The sequence below is a fragment of the Ruegeria marisflavi genome, from assembly GCF_025673445.1.
Taxonomy (GTDB): Bacteria; Pseudomonadota; Alphaproteobacteria; order Rhodobacterales; family Rhodobacteraceae; genus Ruegeria_B; species Ruegeria_B marisflavi.
In genome coordinates this window covers 1-20,262 of record NZ_JAOVQN010000010.1, presented here as the reverse complement: position 1 = coordinate 20,262, position 20,262 = coordinate 1, and the positions used below count along the sequence as shown (strand labels likewise).

Sequence of the window (20,262 nt, the reverse complement as noted above, 5' to 3'; positions counted from 1 at the left end):
AAACATTCCCGGCCCGGCGGTAAATTGCGCCATTGTCATTGTTTTCTGATAGCTGCTTCTTCAAATTCGCGGCCAATTCGCATAGGGGCTAACCATGAGCACAGGTTCCGACACACCCGATCTGGAAAAGCCCCGCGACGAGGACGCCTATGAGCTCGATCTCGAGCTTGTGGCCGAGATTCTCGAGGCGGTCGAGGCAGGCAATCGAGAGCGTCTGATCGAGTTGATGGAGCCGTTGCACGCGGCCGACATCGCCGACCTTCTGGAACAGATCGACGCCCAGGACCGGGCGGACCTGATCCGTCTCTACGACCGCGAGTTCGATGGCGAGATCCTGTCCGAACTTGACGAGGGCATCCGCGAGGACGTGATCCGCCAGCTGACGCCCGAGGTCCTGGCCGAGGCGGTGCGCGAACTGGACAGCGACGATGTGGTCGACCTGATCGAGGATCTCGAAGAGACCGAGCAGGTGGCGATCCTCGACGCGCTGGACGATGCCGACCGGGTCGCGGTCGAACAGTCGCTGACCTATCCCGAAGGTTCCGCAGGCCGCCTGATGCAGCGCGAGGTGGTGATGGCCCCCGAACACTGGACGGTGGGCGAGGTCATCGACTTCATGCGCAACTCGGACGAGTTGCCGGACCAGTTCTATCACGTGGTGCTGGTCGACCCGCGCCTGCATCCCATCGGCAACGTGACCCTGGGCCGGATCATGTCGGCCCGACGCGAGGTCCCGCTTGCCGACCTCGCCGAAGAGACGTTTCAGATCATTCCCGTCGACCAGGACGAGGAAGATGTCGCCTATGCCTTCAACCAGTACCACCTGATCTCGGCGCCCGTGGTCGATGCCGAGGGCCGGCTGGTCGGCATGATCACCATCGACGATGCGATGATCGTACTGGACGAGGGCCACGAAGAGGACATCCTCCGCCTCGCCGGTGTCGGCGAGGAAAGCAGCCTGTCCGACACGGCGGTCGAGACGACGCGCCAGCGCCTGCCCTGGCTGGCGGTCAACCTGGCGACCGCGATCCTGGCCTCGCTGGTGATCTCGATCTTCGAGGACACGATCGCCAGCGTCGTGGCGCTGGCCGTGCTGATGCCGATCGTGGCCTCCATGGGGGGCAATGCCGGTACCCAGAGCCTGACGGTGGCGGTGCGGGCGCTCGCCACCCGCGACCTTACGGGGTCGAACCTGGGCCGGGTGATCCGGCGCGAGGTGGTGGTGGGCCTGGCCAACGGGCTGGTATTTGCCGTGGTGATGGGGCTGGTCGGCTATGTCTGGTTCGGCCTGCCGATGCTGGGCATCGTCATCGCTGCCGCAATGGTGGTCAATCTGGTCGTGGCCGGGCTGGCGGGCACAGGCATTCCGGTGCTTCTTGAAAAGGCCGGAGTCGATCCGGCGCTGGCCTCGGGCACTTTCGTCACCACCGTTACCGACGTGGTGGGGTTCTTCGCGTTCCTGGGGCTGGCTTCCGTCTTCCTGTTGTAAAGGCTCCCGCATGGACGACCTGACCGAGATCAAGGCCGCTGCCCGCAAGGCGGCTTTTGCCCGCCGTAAACTGGCCTTCGACGCGCGTCCCCCGGGTGCTGCGGGGCGGCTGTCGGAAGTCCTGGCTGGCTATCGCGGCGTGCCGCTGTCGGGCTATATGCCGATCCGGACCGAGATCGACCCGCTGCCCGCCATGGCCGAGGCCGCCGCCCACGGTCCCGTGGGCGTTCCTGTCATTCAGGGGGCGGGGCTGGCCTTGCGGTTTTCGCGCTGGGACCCGGACGGCCCGCTGCGCGAGGGGCCGTTTGGGGCCATGGTGCCGGAAATCGACGACTGGATGGAACCCGAGATTCTGATCGTGCCGCTGGTGGCCTTTGACGCGCGCGGCGGGCGGCTGGGCTATGGCGGCGGGTTCTACGACCGCACCTTGCAGGGGCTGCGCGCCAAACGGGCCACGCTTGCCATCGGCTTCGCCTTCGACGCGCAAGAGGCTGAGGCGCTGCCGCTGGAAGCCACGGACCAGCCGCTTGATATGGTGGTCACCGAAAGCCGGGTGCTGAGCTTTTGACCTTTCGCCCGGGTTCGGCCAGCGCGCATTGAGTATTTTTGACCAGAAAGAAGCCCGATCACGCGCCTGCTTCTTTCTGGTTGAAAATACTCCGGGGGAGGCGCCGAAGGCGCCGGGGGCAGCGCCCCCTGCATTTCCCGCTTGCCCGAAGGCGCGCCGCCGCCTAGGACCGGGGACATGAAGATACTCTTTCTTGGCGATGTGATGGGCCGTGCCGGGCGCGCGGCGGTGGTTGAGCACCTGCCGCGGCTGCGGGCAGAGTGGAAGCTTGATTTTGTGGTGGTGAATGGCGAGAACGCCTCGAACGGCATGGGCCTGTCGGGTGAGCATGCCAAGCTGCTGCTCGATGCCGGGGCAGATTGCCTGACCCTTGGCGATCATGCTTTCGACCAGAAGGACATGCTGCAATACATCGAGGGCGAAAGCCGCATCGTGCGCCCGATCAACTATGCCAAGGGCGCGCCGGGGCGGGGGCATCGCCTGTTCAACGCGCCGGGCGGGCGCAAGGTGCTGGTGGCGCAGGTGCTGGGCCAGGTCTTCATGAAGCGTCCCTATGACGATCCGTTTTCGGCCATCGAACCGGTGCTGAAGTCGCATCCGCGCGGCGGCATGGCCAATGCGGTGATCGTCGACATGCATTGCGAGGCGACTTCGGAGAAGATGGCGATGGGCCATTTCTGCGACGGGCGCGCCAGCCTGGTGGTGGGGACCCATACCCATGTACCCACGGCGGATGCGATGGTAATGCCGGGCGGCACCGGATACCTGAGCGACGCGGGCATGTGCGGCGATTACGATTCGGTTATCGGCATGGACAAGGCCGAGCCGATGCGCCGGTTCATCACCGGCATGGCCAAGACCCGTTTCACTCCGGCACTGGGCGCCGCGACGGTGTCGGGCGTCTATGTCGAGACCGATGACCGCACCGGCGCCACGACCCGGATCGCGATGGTGCGCGTGGGTGGCCGGCTGGAACAATCCGGTCCATGACCCGCCGCACCCTGGCCTTTCATATCGGCCTCTTGCTGCTGTTCGGGACCGGCTGGGGCCTGACCCAGCCGCTGACCAAGATCGCGGTCAGCACCGGGTATCAGCCGCTGGGTCTGATCTTCTGGCAACTGGTGATTGGTGCGGGCGTCATGGCCGGGGTTTCCCTGCTGCGCGGGCGCGGCCTGCCGGTGACTGGGCGGACCCTGGCGGTTTGCCTGATCATCGCGCTGGTGGGCACGCTGGTGCCCAACGCGGCCTCTTACCGGGCCATCACGCATCTGCCGTCGGGGCTGATGTCGATCCTGATGTCGCTTATCCCGATGATGGCTTTCCCGATTGCTCTGGGCTTGGGATTGGAGCCCTTCAGTTCGCGCCGTTTCGGCGGCCTGGCCGCCGGGCTGGCGGGGGTCCTGCTGCTGGTGCTGCCCGAGGCGAGCCTGCCCGACCGGTCGATGCTGGCCTGGCTGCCGCTGGCGCTGGTGGCGCCGCTCTGCTACGCGGTCGAGGGCAATTATGTCTCGCGCTGGGGCACGGCCGGGCTTGACGCGATCCAGGTGCTGTTCGGCGCCTCGCTGATGGGCGCCGCGATTGCCCTGCCGCTGGCGCTGGCCTCGGGCCAGTTCATCTCGCCGCTGGCGCCCTGGCGCGCGCCCGAATGGGCATTGATCGCCTCGTCGTTGATCCATGTCTTTGCATATGCGGGCTATGTCTGGCTGGTGGGGCAGGCGGGGGCGGTCTTTGCGGTTCAGGTCAGCTATGTCGTCACCGCGACCGGGGTGCTCTGGGCCATGGCGCTGCTGGGAGAGAGCTATTCGCCTTATATCTGGGCAGCCATGGGCCTGATCCTGCTGGGTGTGTTCCTGGTGCAGCCCCGGCCCAAGGATGGGCTTGCCCAGACGGGGACGATACGGGAAACTTAATGTCGGCACTGATGCCGGGCGCGAATGGATCATAACAGTTCGATATGCAATTCCTGACATTGAGCGAAACCGGCAGCGCCATCCTGACCCTCGGGATTGTGGGGCTGATGTTCATCCTCTTCCTGCGCGAGGTGTTCCCGACCGAGGTGGTGGCCATTCTGGGCGTCTCGGTGATGCTGGTGACCGGGGTTCTGCCCTATGATGCGGCGTTGCCGGTGCTGTCGAACCCGGCGCCCTGGACCATCGCGGCCATGTTCATCATCATGGGGGCTCTGGTGCGCACCGGCGCGCTTGACGCCTTCACCTCGATCGCACAGCGGCAGGCCCAGACCAATGCCCGCTTTGCCATCGGTCTGTTGATGGCCTTTGTCGTGGTTGCCTCGGCCTTTGTCTCGAACACGCCGGTGGTGGTGGTGATGATCCCGGTTTTCGTGCAGATCGCCCGCACGCTTGATGTCGCCGCCTCCAAGCTGCTGATCCCGCTCAGCTATGGTGCGATCATGGGCGGCACGCTGACGCTGATCGGGACCTCGACCAACCTGCTGGTCGACGGTGTGGCGCGGTCGCAGGGGCTGGAGGCGTTCTCGATTTTCGAGGTCACGCCGCTGGGCATCGCGGTGGTGGCCTGGGGCATGATCTATTTGCGTTTCATCGCCCCGCGTCTGCTGCCTGAACGGGACAGCATGGCAATGCTGTTGTCGGACAAGTCCAAGATGAAATTCTTCACCGAGGCGGTGATCCCGCCCGATAGCAACCTGATCGGGCGCGAGGTGACCGGGGTGCAGCTGTTCAAGCGGCCCGGCGTGCGGCTCATTGACGTGATCCGGGGCGACCTGTCGCTCCGCCGCAACCTCAAGGGGGTCGAGTTGCAGGTGGGCGACCGGGTGGTGCTGCGCACCCAGATGACCGAGCTTCTGAGCCTGCAACGCAACAAGGAACTGAAGCGCGTCGACCAGGTCTCAGCGGTCGAGACAACGACGGTCGAGGTGCTAATCACCCCTGGCTGCCGTATGGTGGGCCGGTCGCTGGGCGAGATGCGCCTGCGCCGGCGTTACGGTGTCTATGTGTTGGCGGTGCACCGCCGCAACCAGAACATCGGCCGCCAGTTGGACCAGCTGATTGTCAAGGTGGGCGATACGCTGCTGCTCGAAGGTGCGCCCGCCGATATCCAACGGCTGGCCGCGGATATGGAGATGGTCGATGTCTCGCATCCCTCGGCGCGCGCCTATCGGCGCGGCCACGCGCCCATCGCGGTAGCCTCGCTGGTGGGGATCGTGGCGCTGGCGGGCCTGGGGGTTGCGCCGATCCTGATGCTGTCGATCGTCGCCGTGGCGCTGGTGCTGGCCACCCGCTGCATCGACGCGGACGAGGCGTTCTCCTTTGTCGACGGACGGCTGCTGGCGCTGATCTTTTCCATGCTGGCCATCGGCGCGGCGCTGGAAAGCTCGGGCGCGGTGCGGCTGATCGTCGAGGCCATCGCGCCGGGGCTGGGCGGCCTGCCGCCCTTCCTGGTGATCTGGGCGATCTACCTGCTCACCTCTGTTCTGACGGAACTGGTGTCGAACAATGCGGTGGCCGTGGTTGTCACCCCGATTGCCATCGGTCTGGCGCAGGCCACCGGGCTCGATCCGCGCCCGCTGGTGGTGGCGGTCATGATCGCGGCCTCGGCCTCTTTCGCCACCCCTATCGGGTATCAGACCAACATGCTGGTCTACGGGCCGGGCGGCTATCGCTTTACCGATTTCTTAAAGGTGGGCGTCCCGCTGAACCTGAGCATGGGCCTGTTGGTCTCGGCTCTGATCCCGTTTATCTGGCCGCTTTGATTGCGCGCGGAACGCTGCGTTTCCGCGCGCCCGACTTGAATGTACACGCGCGGGCCCGATCTCTTGGATTGGGTCAGCATCTATATCGAAAGGTCTTGATGGCATGAAACGGTTTTTTGGATGGGCGGCGCTCTGCCTGGGCGCCCTGATCGGAGGCAGCGCAATGGCGGGAACGGTGACCGGAACCGCAGGCTATCGCGAGCGGATCGCGTTGCCGCCCGGAGCGGTGTTGGATGTGCAATTGCTTGACGTCTCGCGAATGGATGTGGCGGCCACGGTCCTGTCGGCCCGCCGCTATGCGATGACCGGCGTGCCGCAGGCCTTTGAGCTGGCCTATGACGATGCGCTGATCGACCCGGCGATGAGCTATTCGGTCTCGGCCCGCATCCTGGTGGGGGAAAAGCTGCTTTTCACCACCGACACGCATTACCCGGTGCTGACCCGCGAGGCGGGCGACAGCGTGGATCTGATGCTGGTCCGGGTCGCGCAGGCGGCCCCCAACCCGCTGGAGAACAGCTCCTGGCGCCTGTCCCACCTCGAAGGCGCGCCGGTCGAGGCGGAAAAACGGCCTGAGCTTGCCTTTGCCGACGATGGCGGCCTGGGGCTGCGCGGCGCCTGCAACAGTTTCCGGGGCAAGGCCGAAATCTCGGGCAACAAGCTGACCTTGCCGGCCAATATGGCCGGCACCCTGATGGCCTGCCCCGAGCCCGCGGAAGCGCTGGACCGGGCGCTGCTGGCGGCCTTTCCGCGGGTGGCGGGGTTTATCGTCGACGGTGACACCCTGATGCTGACCGATGCGGACGGGGCCGAGGTTTTGCGCCTGACACGGCTGCCGTAACCCCTTGGCCGCCCGCCCGGCTTGTGCCTATGCTGCGGCAAAGCCAGGAGGGCAGGTATGACGAAACAGGACATCCGCATGGCGCTGACCATCGCCGGGGTGGTGCTGTTTCTTGGCTGGGCGATCGGCTATGGCATCGGCCTGCTGACGCGCCCGGTCTCGGTCGTGCCGCCCAATCCGCCTGGCGAGGCCGCGGAAACGGTTAAATCCGAAATCGAAAAATCCGCGCGCACCGTCACCGGCGCGGACGGCGCGACCTATCCCGGCTATGCCGATGTCTATGTCAACGATTATGCCGACCTGCTGGATGAGGATGCGGAAAGCCGCATCCGCCAGGTCCTGATCGACCTCTACGATTACGCGGGCATCGAGATGACGGTGCTGATCATCGACAACATGGGGCAATATGGCCACCAAGGCGAGATCGAGCCCTTTGCCACCGGGCTGTTCAATGCCTGGGGGATCGGCAACGCCAGCCGCAACGACGGGGTGCTGGTGTTGGTCGCGCGTTATGACCGGCGCATGCGGATCGAGATCGGCGCGGGCTACGACATGAGCTGGAACGCCCGGATGCAACGGGTGATCGACACAGGGTTCCTGCCGTATTTCCGGCGCGACGAATACCAGAAGGGGATCGAGGCTGGGGTGGACGAGACCGTGCGCGAGCTGACCGGCAGCTATCCCGGCGCCTGGGACATGGGTACCGCACAGCGCGGCTGGTCCTGGATCGCGCGCGCGGTCGACCGGATCGGCGAATGGGTGCTGGCGCTGGTGCTGGTGCCGCTGGGCGGGCTGGCGCTGTGGCTGCGCCGCTATCTGCGCACCCGCCCGCGCCCCTGTCCGCAATGCCGCACGGTGTTGGTCCGCGCCGGGGAAGAGGCCGATGACGAACATCTCGACGGCGGCCAGCGGTTGGAGGAATTCCTCAAATCCGTCGACTATGACGTCTGGCATTGCCCGGGATGCGGCCATATCGACATTCACCGCTATAAAAGCTGGTTCTCTTCCTTTGGCGCCTGTCCGCAATGCAACTATCGCACGCTCTCGACCACCTCGACCGTGCTGACCGCCGCCACCAAATCGCGCGAGGGGCGCAAGCGGGTGGATTACGATTGCCGACATTGCGCCTATCACAACAGCGAGACCCGTACGATCCCCAGGATCAGCGACAGCAATGGCGGTGGTTCGGGGCGGTCGTCGTTCGGCGGCGGCTCCTCCTCGGGCGGCGGCGCTTCGGGAAGCTGGTAGCAGGGGCGCTGCCCCTCTGCGGCTGCGCCGCATTCACCCCGGGATATTTTTAGCAAGAGGATGAGGGCAGGGTGGTCTGCTCGAAGGAGAGCACCCTCGACACAAGCCAGGTCGGACGGGTACCCTTGCCCCCATATGGCAAGGGAGGCAAAGCCATGCATCCAACCGAAAAGGTTGTGCGCCAGTTTCACGAATCCTGGGACCTGCGCGACCCCGAGCGCGGTGCTGCCGTGATCGCCGAGGATTGCGATTTCGAAGACATAGCGCGCGGTGAAAAACTGCCGGGGAAACAAGCGTACAAGGCTGACTACAATCGCTGGCGCGAGGCCTTTCCCGACGGGCTGTGCAAGGTGGAGAATGTGATCGTCAGCCAATGTGGCGAATGGGCGACGGTCGAGTTCCGCAACACCGGGACGCATACCGGGGTTCTGCGGTCCAGCCTTGGTGATTTCCAGCCGACCGGTCGGCGGGCCGAGGTGCGCTATTGCTCGGTCATGCGTGTTCGGGATGGCAAGGTGGTCGAAGGGCGCGACTATTACGACAGTGTCACAATTGTCCGCCAGCTGGGTTTGATGGAGTAGGACTTTTCGGGGCGGACCAAATGCGGGCTTCTGCCTGATCCTCAGGCCATGGCCCGCGACCGCCCGGCATTGCGGCCCGAGAAGATGCAGCCGCCCAGGAAGGTGCCTTCGAGCGCGTTATAGCCGTGGTATCCACCGCCGCCGAACCCCGAGACCTCGCCCGCCGCAAAAAGGCCCGGCACCACCTGCCCATCGGCGCCCAGCATTTGGCCATCCAGATTGGTATGCAGCCCACCCAGCGTCTTGCGGGTCAGCACATGCAGGCGCACCGCGATCAGCGGACCATTGGCGGGGTCGAGGAACTTGTGCGGCTTGGCGGTGCGGATCAGCCGGTCGCCGCGATAGTTGCGCGCGGCATGGATCGCCATGATCTGCGCATCCTTGGTGAATGGGTTGTCCATCTGCGCATCGCGCGCCTCGATCTGGGCGCGCAGATGGGCCTCGTCGATCGGCACCTCGCCCAGCTGGTTCATGCCGCGCACCAATTCGCTCAGGCTGTGGGCGACAACAAAATCCTCGCCATGCTGCTTGAAAGCCTCCACCGGCGCAGTTGCGGATTTGCCCGACAGGATGCGCTGGCGGATCACCTCGGACCATTTGGCCGAGGTGAAATCGGGGTTCTGTTCCGAGCCCGAGAGCGCGAATTCCTTCTTGATCACCTTCTGGGTCAGCACGAACCAGCTGTATTCGTATCCGGTCTTGAGGATCTCGCGCAGTGTGGTCAGCGTGTCGAACCCCGGCAGGCAGGGCGGCGCCAGCCGGTTGCCGCGCGCATCGAACCACATCGACGAGGGGCCGGGCAGGATGCGGATGCCGTGGTCGGGCCAGATCGGATCCCAGTTGCGCACGCCCTCGGTGTAATGCCACATCCGGTCGCCGTTGATCACATGGCCGCCCGCCCGTTCCGAAATCGCGATCATCCGGCCATCGACATGGAACGGCACGCCCGCCACCATGTCGCGCGGCGGCTCTCCCAGCCGGTCGCGCGGCCAGGCCTTGCGCACCAGGTCGAAATTGCCGCCGATCCCGCCCGAGGTGACCAGGATCGAGGGGGCATAGACCTCGAACTCGCCCACCTCGTCGCGGTTGGTCTTTTGCCCGCGTTGGGCGCTGTCATCTGCCAGAACCTCGCCCGAGACCCCGGTCGCGGCACCGTGCTGCATGATGATATGGCTGACCTGATGGCGAAACCGCATCTCGATCCGGCCTGCCGCCACGTGGTCCCGCACCCGGCGCTGGAACTGCGCCAGAACGCCCGGCCCGGTGCCCCAGGTGATGTGAAAGCGCGGCACAGAGTTACCATGCCCATTGGCATAGGACCCGCCGCGCTCGGCCCAGCCCACCACCGGGAACCAGCGCAGGCCCATCGCATGCAGCCAGGGGCGCATCTCGCCGGCGGCGAATTCCACATAGGCCTCAGCCCATTTGCGCGGCCAGGCGTCCTCGGCGCGGTCGAACCGGGCGCTGCCCATCCAGTCGCGCAGGGCCAGATCGGCGCTGTCGCGGATGCCCATGCGGCGCTGTTCGGGGGTGTCGACCATGAACAGCCCGCCCAGCGACCAGAAGGCCTGACCGCCCAGGAAACTCTCGGGTTCCTGATCCAGCAGGATCACCCGCTTGCCCCGGTCGCCCAGTTCGGCGGCGGCGACCAGCCCGGCCAACCCGCTGCCCACGATGATCGCATCGGCGGTATTCGCGCCCATATCCATCCTCCCCTGTCCTAGTGTCAGCCTAGGACGGGGGCGGGGCAACAGGCAACGGCGCCGTTGGGTCAGCCATAGCGCCGGGCAAAGCGGCGCAGGATCTCGCCCGGGGCAGTGACCTCGGCCGAATGGCAGAGCGTGATCAGCCGTTCGGCATCCTCGGGCGGGAAATAACCATGATCCTTGTAGATCTGGATGCGTTGTTCGAAATCATGCGCATCCGCTTCCGGGTGAAACTGGGTGGCATAGACATTCTCGCCCCAGCGGATCATCTGATATGGGCAGGGGGCCGAGGCGACCAGATGGGTACAGCCCGGCGGCAGCGCCTGCACCGCCTCCTTGTGACCCACATAGGCCTCGAAAACCGGGGGCAGGCCAGCGGTCAGCGGATCGGTCGCGCCGCTTGCTGTCAGCGTGCAGGTCGAGGGGCCGACCGGCTCGTCATAGCGCGCCTTGCTGACCGCGCCGCCCAGATGCGCCGCCAGCACGCCCAGCCCATAGCAGCAGCCCATGAAGGGATGATCAGCACCGGTGATCTGCGGCATCAGCCCCAGGATCGCCGCCTCGATCCGCGCTTCGGCCGCGGGCTTGGTGGCGGGATCGTCGCTGACACAGCCGGGGCCGCCGCCGACGATGACGCCCGCGTAATCGGTCACATCCAACCCCTCGGGCAGGTCTTCACAATCCAGCCGGATGCGATGCGCCCGCTCCGGCCCGATCCCGCATTTGTCGAGGATCGAGGCGAACTCGGCGTCAGCAGCATCGGTTTCGGGGCGCAATTGCAGGATCAGAAAGCGTTTCATGGCGCTTCGTCTAACGCGCAGTGCCCTGCCGGGCAAGCGCGTGCATGGCCGGAAGGGGCCAAGCGAGGCTCTGCCTCGCGCTCCGGAGTATTTGGGGCGAAATGAAGAGAGCAGGCCCTGCTGCTTCTTTCTGGTCGGAAATACTCCGGGGGAGTCGCCCGGAACGGGCGGCGGGGGCAGCGCCCCCCGCCTTGGGCGGGTTTATAGCGCCGCCATCACCTCGTCGGAGGCTTCGAAATTGGTGGTCACGCGCTGCACGTCGTCGTCGTCTTCCAGCGCATCCACCAGCTTCATCAGCTTTTGCATCGCATCCAGATCCAGCTCGGTCGTGGTGGTGGGTTTCCACACCAGCTTGGTCGAATCCGATTCGCCCAACTCCGCTTCCAGCGCCGTCGATACCTCGTTCAGGTCGGTATCGGCGCACCAGATCACGTGGCCTTCTTCCGAGCTTTCCACGTCTTCGGCGCCGGCCTCGATCGCCGCCATCATCACGGTGTCGGCATCGCCAACCTCGGCCGGATAGACCACCTCGCCCTTGCGTTCGAACATGAAGCCCACCGAGCCGGTCTCGCCCAGGTTGCCGCCATGCTTGGTAAAGGTCGAGCGCACGTTCGACGCGGTGCGGTTGCGGTTGTCGGTCATCGCCTCGACGATCACCGCCACGCCGTTGGGGCCATAGCCCTCATAGCGGATTTCCTCATAGGCATCGCCATCGCCGCCGATCGCCTTCTTGATAGCGCGTTCGATATTGTCCTTGGGCATCGACTGGGACTTGGCTTCCTTGATCGCCAGGCGCAGGCGCGGGTTCTTGTCCGGGTCCGGGTCGCCCATCTTGGCTGCAACGGTGATCTCTTTCGAGAACTTCGAGAACAGCTTTGACCGCGCGGCGTCCTGCCGGCCCTTGCGGTGCTGGATGTTTGCCCATTTGGAATGGCCGGCCATGTGGAACTCCCGACGTATTTGGCTTGACCGCGCTTCTATAGACGAAGGGCCGGGGGGGCTTCAATCCCCGTTTGGCGCCCCGCCGGACTCACGAAAATTTGTTGGCTTGTTAAGTAATTCATGTTTTACTTAGGGCAGAGCCTACGACGATGCGACGCGGGCGCTCCCGTGGACGCAGGCCATGTTCAGGGAGGAACAGAACCATGACATTTCGCAAGACACTCGCCGCATTTGCGGCTGCGGCCGGTCTATTGGTGGCCGGTATCGCCCAGGCCGAATGGGCGCCCAAGGGCAACCTGACGCTTCAGATCGGGTTCGGTGCCGGTGGCTCGACCGACACTATCGGCCGGGTCGTGGCCAAGGTGATGAAGGAACAGACCGGCTGGAACGTGATTGCCGAGAACAAGCCGGGCGGCGGCGGCGTCGCCATGTTCGCCGGGATCGCCAACCGCCCCGCCGATGGCTCGGTGGTCGGGCTGGGCGTCAACATGCCGATCCTGGTGAACCTGGTGAACAAGCCCGGAGAGTTGGGTTTCGATCTGGACAGTTTCGATTATCTCGGCACCGCGGCGCGGGCGCAGCTGGGCCTCTTTGCCCGTGCCGATGCGTCGTTCGACGATGTCGCCGGGCTGATCGAATATGCCAAGGCCAACGGGGCCGCGCCGCTGGCCTTTGATGCCAAACCGCAGGAACTGGCGATGCGCCAGGTGATGGCGAAATCGGGCGCCGAGTTCCAGTTCCTCTCGACCAAGGGCGGGGCCGAGAACCTGAAACTGGTGCTGGGTGGTCAGGCCATCGCCGGGTTCGAGGCGGGCGAGCATCTGCCCTTCCTGGAAAGCGGCGAGATCAAGATGATCGCCAGCATGAACAACACCCGCCACAACTATGCCCCTGACACGCCGACCCTGCCGGAACAGGGCTATGACATCTATGTCGATCCGGTGTTCTTCTTTGCCGCCGCCAAGGGCACGCCCGAGGATGCCCGCATGGCGATCACCGAGGCGCTGGCTGCAGCACTCGACAGCGAAGAGGTTAAGACCGTGGTGATGAACTCGCTGAAATCGCCGATCGAGAACATGGGCCCCGAAGGCACCGAAAAGATGCTGCGTGACGGGCTGGTGAACGTGGGTGCACTGTTCGGCAAGTGACGGGCCGAGCATGCAAGCCAAGACAAGCGACCGGCTGCTGGGCCTGTTCCTGATCCTGCTGGCGGTGGCGTTTTTCGCCACCATCATCCCCTGGCAGGCGCAGGCGGCCGATTATGGCTGGCTCAAGCCCCGGACTTTGCCCCGTATCCTGGCGATGGTGCTGGGCCTGTGTGGCCTGGCGCTGCTGATCCGCCCGCCGGGCGATGTGCGCCCGAGGCGGTTCTACTGGGCGCGCGCCATGCTTTTTGCCGGGGTTCTGGTGCTGGGGCTGGCGGCGATGTCGTGGCTGGGTTTTGTCCTGGTTGCCCCCCCCATGGCGCTGGTGCTGATGTGGCTTGCGCATGAACGGCGGCCGCTCTGGCTGGTGCTGGGGGCCGCCGGAATGCCCGCCGCGATCTGGTTCACGGTTGTGGTGCTGCTCGACCGCCCGCTGCCGTAACCCCGCCCTCATGACGAAAGGCCAAAGATGCCGGAACTGAGCGTCATCCTCGCCGGGTTTGGCGATGCCCTTGCCCCGATCAACCTGCTCTTCATCCTGTTCGGCGTGGCGCTGGGGCAGTTTGTCGGTGCGGTGCCGGGGATCGGGCCGGTGATGGCGACGGCCATCGCCATTCCGTTCACCTTTGGCATGGACCCGCTGACCGGCATCGCCTTTCTGGTGGGGGTGAACAAGGGCGGGCTGGTGGGCGGTGCGATCCCTGCGGTGCTGCTCAATACCCCCGGCACGCCCGACGCGGCGGCAACCGCGCTTGACGGCTATCCGCTGGCGAAACGGGGCAAACCGCTCAAGGCGACCAAGATGGCGCTGTTCTCCTCGATCACCGGCGACACGTTCAGCGATATCGTGCTGATCACCGTCTCGGCGCCGATGGCGATCCTGGCGCTGCGCATGGGCCCGGTCGAGGTTCTGGGCCTGATGCTGCTCGCCTTTGCCGTCATCGCTGGGCTGATGGGCCAGTCGCTGGTCAAGGGCGTGGTGGCCATCGCGCTGGGCCTGATGGCGGCGATGGTGGGCACCGATCCCGAACATGGCTCGCCCCGGCTGATCTTTGGCAATTACGAGCTTTACGACGGCCTGCCGCTGGCCTCGGTCGCGATCGGCATGCTGGCGATTTCGGAACTGCTGAAACGCCTAAGCGAAACGCGCGGCACCGTGCGCCCGGCAATCACCCTGCCGCGCAACCAGCCGCGCTCCGACCGCAGCGTCAGCTGGGCCGAATACTGGGGCTGCCGCTTCACCATGCTGCGCGGCGCGGTGATCGGCACCATTCTGGGCGCGCTTCCGGGCATCGGCTCGACGGCGGCGGCCTTCATGTCCTATGCCTCGGCCCGGCAGGCGTCGAAAGAGCCCGAGAGCTTTGGCAAGGGCAGCCTGCACGGCATCGCCGCGTCGGAATCGGCCAATTCCTCGGTCATGGGTGCGAACATGATCCCGATGCTGACGCTCGGCATACCCGGCAGCGTCAGCGCCGCGCTGATCATCAGCGCCTTCATGATCCACGGCATCCAGCCCGGCCCCTTCCTGTTCTCGCAGCAGGGGCAGCTGGTCTATGGCCTGTTCGGCGCGATGATCATCGCCAACCTGATCAACCTCTGGGTCGGGCAGCTTGGCTTGCGGTTCTGGGTGCGGGTGGTCTCCGCGCCGGAACCCTTCATCTTTGCCTCGGCGCTGCTGATGTGTTTCGTCGGAGTGGCGCTGGCCTCGGGCGGGCTGTTTGGCATCGGGGTGATGCTGGTCTTTGCGCTTCTGGCCTATGTGATGTCCGCCTTCGGCATCTCGGTCGTGGTCTTCATCATCGCCTTTTTCCTCGGTCCCCGGCTGGAAATCTCGCTGTCGCAGACGCTGGCCCTGCTGAACGGCCAGCCGCAAAAGCTGCTCGATTACCCGTTTGCGCTGGCCCTGATGGCGCTGGCACTGGTAACTGCGGTCGCGCTGGCCCGCCGCCGCGACACCGAAAGCGAAACGCGCTGAGCCTGTGGCCCTTCCCTCCGGCGCGGGGTAAGCTGCTCTGACTGCCGGAGATTTCGCCCATGACGCTTGACCAGATCCTGCTCTTCTCTCTCTTCGCGGCGGTGTTTGCGCTGCTGCTCTGGGGGCGGTTCCGCTACGATCTGGTGGCGTTTTCGGCACTGATGCTGGGGGTGGTGCTGGGGCTGGTCCCGGTCAAGGACGCATTCTCTGGCTTCGGCCATCCCGCCACCATCGTGGTGGCGCTGGTGCTGGTGGTCTCGGCCGGGCTGGTGCGATCCGGCGCGGTGTTCCTGATCACCCGCACGCTGGTCGATGCCTCGCGCGGCCTTGGCGCCCATATCGCGCTGATGGGCGGCATCGGCGCGGTGCTCTCGGCCTTCATGAACAACGTGGCGGCGCTGGCGCTCCTGATGCCGGTCGATATCCAGACCGCGCGCAAGGCGGGGCGGGCAGCGGCGCTGACGCTGATGCCCTTGTCCTTCGCCACCATCCTTGGCGGTATGGTTACGCTGATCGGCACGCCGCCCAATATCATCATCGCCTCGATCCGGGCCGAGGCGCTGGGTGAGCCATACCACATGTTCGATTTTGCTCCGGTCGGCGGGGCGGCGGCGCTGGCGGGGCTGATCTTTGTGGCGCTGATCGGCTGGCGGCTGATTCCTACACGCGGCGGCGGCGCTGCCGAGGCGGCCGAGGCGCTGGCCGAATACATTGCCGAACTGACAGTGCCCGAAGGGTCGCCCCATATCGGCAAACGCCTGGCTGAACTGGACGCCGAGGCGGAAAAGGCCGACGTGGCGCTTCTGGGTCTGATCCGCGACGGCCAGCGCCGCTATGGCCGTGCCGCCAACACCATCCTGGCCGCCGGCGATACGCTGGTGATCGAGGCCACGCCCGAGGCGCTCGATGAATTCCGCGCCGCCCTCAGCCTTGATTTCTCGGACAAGGAACGCCAGCAGGCGCTGACGGCGGCAGGCGAGGGGCTCGACGTGATCGAGGTGGTGGTGACTGACGGCGCCCGCATCGCGGGGCGCACCGCGCAGGGGCTGGGGCTCAGCTGGCGGCAGAACACCGTGCTGATGGGCATCTCGCGCCAGGGCACCCGGATCACCCAGCACATTCGCCGGACCGAGGTGCAGCCCGGCGATATCCTTCTCTTGCTCTGCCCGCGCGACCGGGGCCCGGATGTGACCGAGTGGCTGGGCTGCCTGCCGCTGGCCACGCGGGGCCTGAGCGTAACGGCCAATGACAAGACCTGGCTGGCCATCGGCCTCTTTGGTGCGGCGGTGCTGGCGGCCTCGGTCGGGCTTCTCTACCTGCCGGTGGCCTTGGGGCTGGTGGTGGTGGCCTATGTGCTGACCGGTATCCTGCCCATTGCCGAGCTGTATGACCATATCGAATGGCCGGTGGTGGTGCTTCTGGGCTCGATGATCCCGCTGGGGGCCGCGCTCGAGGCCTCGGGCGGGACGCAACTGATCGCGGGTGGGTTGGTGACATTGACCCAAGGCTGGCCCGCCTGGGCCATCCTGACCGTGCTGATGGTAGTGACGATGACGCTGTCGGATGTGCTCAACAACACCGCGACGACTATTGTGGCTGCCCCCGTCGGCATCCAGATGGCCAATGCGCTGGGCGTTTCGCCCGATCCGTTCCTGATGGCGGTGGCGGTGGCGGCCTCGGCGGCGTTCCTGACCCCGATCGGGCACAAGAACAACACGCTGATCCTTGGTCCCGGCGGCTATCATTTCGGCGATTACTGGCGCATGGGCCTGCCGTTGGAACTCTTGATCGTCGCGGTCACCATCCCGGCCATCCTGCTGTTCTGGCCGATGTAAGCGCTATTCCGCGAAACTCGCGATCTCGCTCAGCGGTTTCTTGATCTTGGCCACCTCGGGCACGGTCGCATCCTTCGCCGGATGCCCCACCGCGATGATCATCGTGGGTTTCTCGGAGGCCGGTCGCCCCAGCGCGTCATTCAGGAACCGCATCGGGTTCGGCGTATGGGTCAGCGCGCACAGCCCCGCGTGATGCAGCGCCGCCAGCAGGAAGCCGGTGGCGATGTTGACGCTCTCGGGCACGTAATAGTTCTTGTAGCGGGTGCCGTCGTCGAACTGGCCCCAGCGCTGGGCAAAGACCACGATCAGCCAGGGCGCAACCGTCAGATGTTCCTTCACCGCATTGGTGCCGATGGGCTCCAGCGCCTTGATCCACTCGTCGCCCGCGCCCCCCGCATAAAACCGCCGCTCTTCCTCCTCGGCCTCCTCCCGGATCCGCGCCTTCAGCGCCGGATCGGCCACCGCCACAAAATGCCAGGGCTGGTGATTGGCGCCCGAGGGCGCGGTGCCCGCCGTGCGGATGCAAGCCTCGATTACCGTACGCGGCACCGGTCGGTCCGCGTAGTCACGCACCGTATGGCGGCGGCGCATGGTGTCGTGAAACGCCTCGGCCGCGACCAGCATCTGGTCGTCACTCATCTCGACCCGGTCGGGCAAGGGCAGGGCGGAATAACTGAGAGCGTCGCGGGCAAACATGGCGCATCCTCCAAGACTGTCGCAACCTTATCCGGCAGTCTCAGTCCGGGTTCAAGCCCAGCACCGCCGCCCGCCGCACTGCGCGCGTCAGAGGCGCCAACGCCGGGGTCAGCACCCGGCTCACCTGCCAAGTCAGCGGCACGTCCAGCGGCCGGTGAGGGATCAGCGGCACCAGATCCCCCCGGTCGAGCTGCCCGCGCACCAGGGCGCGCGGGTTCATCCCCCATCCCATCCCGGCCAATGCGGCATCGACAAACCCCTGCGAGGACGGCAGGTAGTGGCAGGGCGGGTTCAGCCGCGCGCCGGTCTGCGCCTCGATCCAGCGCTGTTGCAGCCGGTCCTTGGCGTTGAAGGTCAGGCAGGGCGCGCGCTCCAGCGCCTCGGCCGTGACCCCGCCCACGAACCAGCGTTGCATAAAGGCGGGGCTGGCCGTCGCGATATAGCGCAGCGCGCCCAGCGGATGCGCGTCGCAGCCCGGCACCGGCTTGTCATTGGCGGTGATGGCGGCCGCCACCTCGCCACGCCTGAGCCAGTCGGCGGAATGATCCTGATCGTCGATCACCAGGTCGAACAGCACATCTTTGACCCCGGTCATCGCTGCCAGAAACCAGGTGGCCAGGCTGTCGGCATTGACCGCGATCCGCACCCGCACCGGCCCATCCCCTTGGTCCAGCGCCAGATCGCGGCTCACCTGCGCCTCCAATAGACCCACATCCTCGGCATGTCGCGCCAGCCGCAGCCCGGCGGCGGTGCCGGTGCACGGCGTGCCGCGATGGATCAGCGGCAGGCCCACCCGCTCTTCCAGCGCGCGGATCCGCTGCGAGACCGCCGAAGGCGTCACCGACAGCGCGCTAGCGGCGCCCTCGAAACTGCCAAGCCGCAGGATGGCGGCCAGGGCCGCCAGATGCTGGGGATCGAACTGCATTAGGAAATCTAAATCACCGTCAGTATCTTTAACTGGCTTAAACTGCGTGCGCCGTCTAGTCAAACCCCGACACAATCAAGGATCGCCGCCCATGTCGCCTGCCTTCTTCGCCGGATACGCGCTCAGCCTCGGGCTGATCCTTGCCATCGGGGCGCAGAACGCCTTTGTCCTGCGCCAGGGCATCCGGCGCGAGCACGTGTTCGTCGTCTGCCTGACCTGCGCCCTCTCCGATGCGCTGCTGATCACCGCCGGAGTGGCGGGCTTCGGCAGCCTGACACAGGCGGCGGACTGGTTCGAGCCGCTGATGCGCTATGGCGGCGCGACCTTCCTGATCTGGTACGGCGCGCGCAGCCTGCATGCCGCCTTTACCAAGGTCGAAGCGCTGGACGCGGGCCCTGCAAACGGCGCAAGCCTGCCGCTGCGCCCGGTGCTGCTGACGGTGCTGGCCTTCACCTGGCTCAACCCGCATGTCTATCTCGACACCGTGGTGCTGATCGGCTCGATCTCAGCGCAATACCCCGACCGGCTCAGTTTCGGCATCGGCGCGGCGCTGGCCAGCCTCACCTTCTTCTTTGCGCTGGGCTATGGCGCGCGACTGCTGGCGCCGCTCTTTGCCCGCCCTCGCGCGTGGCAGGTGCTCGACACGCTGGTGACGCTGACCATGTGGACCATCGCCGCCAAACTCCTGCTGGCGTGACTCACGCCGGAACTTGTTGTCATGTGAAGGGTTGCCCCGGCCAGAAATTGGGTGTTCAACCTCAGGCATGACGCCGGACCTGCCCCCTGACGCCCGCCCTGTTGCCGGTATCCTCTGGATGCTTGCGGCGGGGCTCTGCTTTGTGGTGATGACCGCGCTGGTCAAGTCGATGGGGCAGGGGATGCACCCGATCCAGTCGGCTTTCCTGCGCTATCTCTTCGGCATCGTCTTTCTGCTGCCGGCGCTGCGTCAGATCTTGTCCGCCCGGTTGACCCGCCGCCACTGGACCATCTTCGGTGTGCGCGGCGCCATCCATTCGGTGGGCGTGATGCTGTGGTTCTTTGCCATGACCCAGATCCCGCTGGCCGAGGTCACGGCGATGAACTACCTCACGCCGGTCTATGTCAGCCTCGGCGCCGCGCTGTTCCTGGGCGAGAAACTGGCCGCGCGCCGGATCACCGCCATCTTCGTGGCGCTGATCGGCGCTGCGATCATCCTGCGCCCCGGCTTTCGCGAGGTCTCGCCCGGGCATCTGGCGATGCTCGGCACCACGCTGACGCTGGGCGGTTCCTACCTGCTGGCCAAGGTGGCGGTCGATGATCTCAGCCCGGCCGTGGTGGTCGCGCATCTGTCGGTCTGGGTCACCGTGGCGATGATCCCCTTTGCCGTGGCGGTCTGGCAGACCCCCACCTGGCATCAGGTCGCCGTGCTGTTCACCATCGCCTGTTTCGCCACCGCCGGGCATTACTTCATGACCCTCGCGCTCAAGGCCGCGCCGGTGGCGGTGACCCAGCCGGTGACCTTCCTGCAACTGATCTGGGCCACGCTGCTGGGCGCGCTGGTCTTTGGCGAGGGGATCGACCCCTGGGTGATCGCGGGTGGTACGCTGATCCTGGCCTCGGTCAGCTTCATCACCTGGCGCGAGGCGGTGCTGAAACGCCGCCAGATCACCCCGCCCAGCATCGCGCCCAAGCTCTGAACGCTTGCAAGCGGCTCGGCGCGCGCCCTAGGGTCTGTTGAGATTCAGGATTCCCATCTGGTCTAGGTTCTGATTCAAACTCCCAAAAGGGAGGTCTGAATGGAC

General features: G+C 65.8%; 19 protein-coding genes. 14 read left to right on the top strand and 5 right to left on the bottom strand.

All coding sequences use genetic code 11. From position 1 onward, the window contains the following. Nucleotides 1-94: 94 nt before the first annotated feature. The 8 genes from mgtE to OEZ49_RS10925 all read left to right on the top strand — a co-directional run bounded on the left by mgtE (nucleotide 95) and on the right by OEZ49_RS10925 (nucleotide 8,457). Nucleotides 95-1,489 carry a magnesium transporter gene (gene mgtE / locus OEZ49_RS10960; protein ID WP_263388341.1) on the top strand — a complete coding sequence of 465 codons (1,395 nt, stop codon included), beginning with the start codon at nucleotides 95-97 and terminating at the stop codon, nucleotides 1,487-1,489. A gap of 10 nt (nucleotides 1,490-1,499) precedes the next feature. Beyond that, the gene (locus OEZ49_RS10955; protein ID WP_263388340.1) at nucleotides 1,500-2,057 is read left to right on the top strand and encodes a 5-formyltetrahydrofolate cyclo-ligase; all 558 of its coding nucleotides are present in this window, start codon (nucleotides 1,500-1,502) and stop codon (nucleotides 2,055-2,057) included. A gap of 177 nt (nucleotides 2,058-2,234) precedes the next feature. Next, the gene (locus OEZ49_RS10950) at nucleotides 2,235-3,047 is read left to right on the top strand and encodes a TIGR00282 family metallophosphoesterase (protein ID WP_263388339.1); all 813 of its coding nucleotides are present in this window, start codon (nucleotides 2,235-2,237) and stop codon (nucleotides 3,045-3,047) included. Beyond that, nucleotides 3,044-3,967, top strand: coding sequence for a DMT family transporter (locus OEZ49_RS10945; RefSeq protein ID WP_263388338.1), 924 nt, complete (start codon nucleotides 3,044-3,046; stop codon nucleotides 3,965-3,967). Before OEZ49_RS10950 ends, OEZ49_RS10945 begins: the two co-directional genes overlap by 4 nt. A gap of 44 nt (nucleotides 3,968-4,011) precedes the next feature. Beyond that, on the top strand, nucleotides 4,012-5,790 hold the full coding sequence (locus OEZ49_RS10940; RefSeq protein WP_263388337.1) for an SLC13 family permease: 1,779 nt from the start codon (nucleotides 4,012-4,014) through the stop codon (nucleotides 5,788-5,790). Nucleotides 5,791-5,893: 103 nt separating this feature from the next. Beyond that, on the top strand, nucleotides 5,894-6,628 hold the full coding sequence (locus tag OEZ49_RS10935) for a YbaY family lipoprotein (protein ID WP_263388336.1): 735 nt from the start codon (nucleotides 5,894-5,896) through the stop codon (nucleotides 6,626-6,628). A 57-nt stretch (nucleotides 6,629-6,685) separates the two neighbouring features. Next, a complete protein-coding gene (locus tag OEZ49_RS10930) occupies nucleotides 6,686-7,876 on the top strand; it encodes a TPM domain-containing protein (protein ID WP_263388335.1) in 1,191 nt (396 codons plus the stop codon). A gap of 155 nt (nucleotides 7,877-8,031) precedes the next feature. After that, complete coding sequence (locus tag OEZ49_RS10925; protein ID WP_263388334.1) at nucleotides 8,032-8,457, top strand: ester cyclase; 426 nt, start codon at nucleotides 8,032-8,034, stop codon at nucleotides 8,455-8,457. 41 nt (nucleotides 8,458-8,498) lie between these two features. On the opposite strand, the gene OEZ49_RS10920 is transcribed toward OEZ49_RS10925, so the two are convergent. The 3 genes from OEZ49_RS10920 to OEZ49_RS10910 form a co-directional block, all read right to left on the bottom strand. Continuing rightward, nucleotides 8,499-10,160, bottom strand: a complete 1,662-nt coding sequence (locus OEZ49_RS10920; protein WP_263388333.1) for an FAD-binding dehydrogenase — start codon at nucleotides 10,158-10,160, stop codon at nucleotides 8,499-8,501. A gap of 68 nt (nucleotides 10,161-10,228) precedes the next feature. Further along, nucleotides 10,229-10,963 carry a glutamine amidotransferase gene (locus tag OEZ49_RS10915; RefSeq protein WP_263388332.1) on the bottom strand — a complete coding sequence of 245 codons (735 nt, stop codon included), beginning with the start codon at nucleotides 10,961-10,963 and terminating at the stop codon, nucleotides 10,229-10,231. Nucleotides 10,964-11,164: 201 nt separating this feature from the next. Further along, nucleotides 11,165-11,905, bottom strand: coding sequence for a YebC/PmpR family DNA-binding transcriptional regulator (locus tag OEZ49_RS10910; protein WP_263388331.1), 741 nt, complete (start codon nucleotides 11,903-11,905; stop codon nucleotides 11,165-11,167). Nucleotides 11,906-12,108: 203 nt separating this feature from the next. On the opposite strand from OEZ49_RS10910, the gene OEZ49_RS10905 reads away from it, so the two are divergent. Genes OEZ49_RS10905 through OEZ49_RS10890 form a run of 4 tightly spaced genes read left to right on the top strand, consistent with a single transcriptional unit; the run spans nucleotide 12,109 to nucleotide 16,860 of the window. Beyond that, the gene (locus tag OEZ49_RS10905) at nucleotides 12,109-13,053 is read left to right on the top strand and encodes a tripartite tricarboxylate transporter substrate binding protein (protein ID WP_263388330.1); all 945 of its coding nucleotides are present in this window, start codon (nucleotides 12,109-12,111) and stop codon (nucleotides 13,051-13,053) included. A gap of 10 nt (nucleotides 13,054-13,063) precedes the next feature. Next, nucleotides 13,064-13,492, top strand: coding sequence for a tripartite tricarboxylate transporter TctB family protein (locus OEZ49_RS10900; RefSeq protein WP_263388329.1), 429 nt, complete (start codon nucleotides 13,064-13,066; stop codon nucleotides 13,490-13,492). Nucleotides 13,493-13,519: 27 nt separating this feature from the next. Continuing rightward, the gene (locus tag OEZ49_RS10895) at nucleotides 13,520-15,025 is read left to right on the top strand and encodes a tripartite tricarboxylate transporter permease (RefSeq protein WP_263388328.1); all 1,506 of its coding nucleotides are present in this window, start codon (nucleotides 13,520-13,522) and stop codon (nucleotides 15,023-15,025) included. Between the two features lie 59 nt (nucleotides 15,026-15,084). Next, the gene (locus OEZ49_RS10890; RefSeq protein WP_263388327.1) at nucleotides 15,085-16,860 is read left to right on the top strand and encodes an SLC13 family permease; all 1,776 of its coding nucleotides are present in this window, start codon (nucleotides 15,085-15,087) and stop codon (nucleotides 16,858-16,860) included. A 3-nt stretch (nucleotides 16,861-16,863) separates the two neighbouring features. On the opposite strand, the gene OEZ49_RS10885 is transcribed toward OEZ49_RS10890, so the two are convergent. Next, nucleotides 16,864-17,556, bottom strand: coding sequence for a nitroreductase family protein (locus OEZ49_RS10885; protein ID WP_263388326.1), 693 nt, complete (start codon nucleotides 17,554-17,556; stop codon nucleotides 16,864-16,866). A 40-nt stretch (nucleotides 17,557-17,596) separates the two neighbouring features. Beyond that, on the bottom strand, nucleotides 17,597-18,481 hold the full coding sequence (locus OEZ49_RS10880) for a LysR family transcriptional regulator ArgP (protein ID WP_263388325.1): 885 nt from the start codon (nucleotides 18,479-18,481) through the stop codon (nucleotides 17,597-17,599). A 91-nt stretch (nucleotides 18,482-18,572) separates the two neighbouring features. On the opposite strand from OEZ49_RS10880, the gene OEZ49_RS10875 reads away from it, so the two are divergent. After that, nucleotides 18,573-19,178 carry a LysE/ArgO family amino acid transporter gene (locus OEZ49_RS10875; protein WP_263388324.1) on the top strand — a complete coding sequence of 202 codons (606 nt, stop codon included), beginning with the start codon at nucleotides 18,573-18,575 and terminating at the stop codon, nucleotides 19,176-19,178. A 67-nt stretch (nucleotides 19,179-19,245) separates the two neighbouring features. Continuing rightward, on the top strand, nucleotides 19,246-20,157 hold the full coding sequence (locus OEZ49_RS10870; RefSeq protein ID WP_263388323.1) for a DMT family transporter: 912 nt from the start codon (nucleotides 19,246-19,248) through the stop codon (nucleotides 20,155-20,157). The last annotated feature ends 105 nt before the right edge of the window (nucleotides 20,158-20,262 follow it).